The sequence below is a fragment of the Microcoleus sp. B13-B6 genome (assembly GCF_036705405.1).
In the GTDB taxonomy this organism is placed as follows: Bacteria; Cyanobacteriota; Cyanobacteriia; order Cyanobacteriales; family Microcoleaceae; genus Microcoleus.
The window spans coordinates 55,452-58,899 of sequence record NZ_JAUBUJ010000043.1 but is presented as its reverse complement, the minus strand read 5'-3'; the positions used below and the strand labels follow the sequence as shown (position 1 = coordinate 58,899).

Annotated in this window: 3 protein-coding genes; 2 read left to right on the top strand and 1 reads right to left on the bottom strand. The window is 55.8% G+C overall.

What is annotated here, in order from left to right; all coding sequences use genetic code 11:
* The coding region (locus tag QUB35_RS19745) for an Ig-like domain-containing protein (RefSeq protein WP_333143466.1) at positions 1-2,087 on the top strand (2,087 nt) is incomplete at its 5' end.
* On the opposite strand, the gene QUB35_RS19740 is transcribed toward QUB35_RS19745, so the two are convergent.
* Positions 2,080-2,394, bottom strand: coding sequence for a hypothetical protein (locus tag QUB35_RS19740; RefSeq protein ID WP_333143465.1), 315 nt, complete (start codon positions 2,392-2,394; stop codon positions 2,080-2,082). The genes QUB35_RS19745 and QUB35_RS19740 overlap by 8 nt on opposite strands.
* Before the next feature lie 13 nt (positions 2,395-2,407).
* Between QUB35_RS19740 and QUB35_RS19735 the strand changes: the two genes are divergently transcribed.
* On the top strand, positions 2,408-3,448 hold a 1,041-nt coding region (locus tag QUB35_RS19735; RefSeq protein ID WP_333143464.1), incomplete at its 3' end, for a calcium-binding protein.

The window sequence follows — 3,448 nt, the reverse complement described above, 5'->3', positions numbered from 1 at the left end:
CACCGACAGGAAGTCCGACACCGACAGGAAGTCCGACACCGACAGGAAGTCCGACACCGACAGGAAGTCCGACACCGACAGGAAGTCCGACACCGCCCACACCGACAGAGCCGGTGCCGACGTTCCCGACGCCGACAACAGGAAGTCCGACGCCGACAGGAAGTCCGACGCCGACAGGAAGTCCGCCGCCGACGTTCCCGACGCCCATCTTTAACCAACCTCCAAGAGCAGTTAACGATAACTTCACCACGGTTGCGGGTAAAGAACTCAGTTTCAACGTTCTGTTGAACGACACTGACCAGGAACAAAGCGCTCTGACTGTCACGACTTTTACTCCAGCAAGCAAAGGGAGCGTGAGTCCCGTGGGCGGTGGCGTATTCAAATACACCCCGAATCCGGGCTTTTTGGGTACTGACAGCTTCAGCTACTCGATCGCAGACGGCAGCGGCGGCACAAGTAAGGCGGTAGTAACCATCAACGTCAGTAGCCCGCCGCAGCTAATAATTAACGACGGTGTGGTGGTTGCCAAAAGTAATCCTATCCAGACAATCACTGCCGCCGATTTGTTAGTCACAGATCCCGACAACAGCCCCTTGGAAATCGTTTACACGATTACTAAAGCTCCCGATGCTACCAGAGGTTTTGTCCAAAGGGGTAGCACCTTTCTCAACGTGGGCGGCAAATTCACCCAAGACGATATCAATAACAACATCGTCAAATACAACTTGCTGGCAGCAGGTGGCAGCGACACTTTCACGTTTACAGCCTCCGACGGATCTGCAACTATCGGGCCGACATCCTTCAGCATCACGGTGGTAGATAATATTGTCGATCGCAGCGCACTCCCGGCCAGCAGCTTTACAGGCAGCAACCTCAGCGACTTCATCCTCGGCGGGGCCGGCGACGATACCCTCTCTGGGGGCGACGGCAGCGACATCATCGATGGCAGTGTCGGCAACGACGTCGTATTCGGTGAAGCAGGCAACGACTCGGTGGTGGGTGCGATCGGCAATGACACCGTTGACGGCGGACTGGGCAACGACACCGTTGACGGCCAAGACGGCATAGACTCGCTGATCGGCGGGCTGGGCAACGACCTGATGTTCGGCGGCAATGACAATGACAACCTCTTGGGCGGTGACAACAACGACACCATTGACGGCGGAACAGGCAATGACTCGATGTTGGGAGAATCCGGCGAGGACTCGATACTTGGTGGCGCCGGGATTGACACCTTACTTGGTGGCATTGGCGACGACTCCCTTGAGGGCGGTGCAGGCGACGACATCCTCGACGGTGGACTGGGCAGAAACTTGGTCGATGGCGGTATCAATAACGATTCCATCTTGGGCGGCGACAACGATGAAACGATGTTGGGTGGACAAGGCAACGACACGGGACTCGGAGGTTCGGGCAATGACTACGTGTTGGGCGAGGCCGGCAGCGACTCCCTCGACGGCCAAGCGGGCGACGACACTCTCGACGGCGGTGCCGGCAGCGACTGTCTCAGCGGCGCCTTCGGCAATGACTTGGTATTGGGCGGCGATGACAACGACTCGCTTTCCGGCGGTGCAGCCAATGACATTTTGGGTGGCGGTGTCGGTTCTGACTTGCTCACCGGCGATGCTGGCAATGATTTCTTCTACTACGAAACTCCCAGCGAAGGCGTGGACGTGATTGCTGACTTTAACGCTAACGGCAGCGAGACCGACAGATTCTTGTTCAGATCGTCAAATTTCGCGGGTTTAACCAACTCAGGAACTACTCTCGATTTCACCAGTTTTATCGTCAGGAATATCGGGTCTAGCGGCGACGACATCAGCAAGCAATCAGTCATTTTGTTTGAATCTAAATTTGATAACGCTCAAGCAGTAAATGCAGTGTTGAAGAATCAAAAGGGTTCGAGCAAAACAGGAGCTTTCTTCGTGTACCTGAACAATACTTTTAACAAGTACGTTCTCGGCTTCGACCCGAATGTGGCAGATGACAGTCTCCCAGCTTTCGATTTGGGAGTGTTGAATTCTATTCCTACAGTGCCGGGAGCCCTCAGCACCGTCATTACTGCATCTGACTTTAAGTTTATTTAGTAGTTAGTTTTTGAGTAGCGTCGCAAGGAGTCGGAACAATGCCAAGTGCAGTACCAGTAGCTTTTCCCCCACCGTCGCCGTCCCCGGCACCGTCGCCGTCCCCGGCACCGTCGCCGATGACGGGGACTTCAACAGGGATGACGGGGACTTCAACAGGGATGACGGGGACTTCGACAACGATGACGGGGACTTCGACAGGGATGACGGGGACTTCGACAGGGATGACGGGGACTTCGACAACGATGACGGGGACTTCGACAGGGATGACGGGGACTTCGACAGGGATGACGGGGACGGGCCCGGACATTTCGATCACCCCGGTGCCGCGGCCACCTCTGACAGTTCCAACCCCTCCCCCACAGCCACTTTTTGTCGATGGCTTAGTTGTCGCAAATGACGGCAGTAACTATTTAATCGGCAGCTTGTTCAATGACACGATTTCCGGGCGCGGCGGCGACGACACGCTTCTGAGTCGGGACGGAGACGATATAGTCAGGGGCGAAGACGGTAACGATTCTCTCAACGGCGGCGCTGGTAAAGATATTGTTGAGGGCGGGCGCGGCAATGACACGGCGCGGGGCGGCAAAGGCGATGACTTGGTTTCTGGCGACCAAGGCGATGACCTAGCTTTTGGCGACCAGGGGAACGATGTTGTCTTGGGTGCTGAAGGCAACGACTCGCTGTACGGCGGTAAAGGCAATGACTGTCTGCGCGGTGGTGGCGAGGACGACCTGATTTTTGGCGACAAGGGCAGTGACACCCTTTTTGGTGACACTGGTAACGACTGCCTGATCGGCGCTCGGGGCAATGATATTTTGTTGGGCCAGGAGGGCGGGGATGTCATCACCGGCGGTGTTGGTAACGATACTGGTGACGGCGGCGAGGGTGATGACCTGATCTTCGGGGGCGACGAGAATGATTCTTTGTCTGGAGATGCTGGGGATGATGTTCTTTCGGGCGATCGCGGATCGGATACTCTGACAGGAGGCGACGGATCGGATATCTTTGTTCTCGGTAGGGTGGGCACGTCGCCGGGTAGCAACGGGTTTCTCACTACTGGCGGCAGCGAAATCGGCGATGCTGATGTAATTAGAGATTTTAAGGCGGGAGATTCGATCGGTCTGGCTGGAGGTCTGAACTTTACAGAGTTAGAAATTTTCCAGGGCCAAGGCTCGAATTCTAGCAACACGATTATTAGGGACAGGCGAACTGGGGAATTTTTGGCGGTGTTGATTGATGTTCGATCGAACTCGCTAGATGAATCTCGGTTCACTACAGGTCAAATACCCCGCGTAAACGACAATCCCTTCACCATTGAGGGGACAACTCCTTCTAGCGGCGGGACAACTCCTGCGGGCGGC

What these genes read in the sequence shown, in the direction of transcription:
- QUB35_RS19740 (WP_333143465.1), bottom strand. Translation starts at nt 2,394, where the DNA reads ATGTCCGGGCCCGTCCCCGTCATCCCTGTCGAAGTCCCCGTCATCCCT.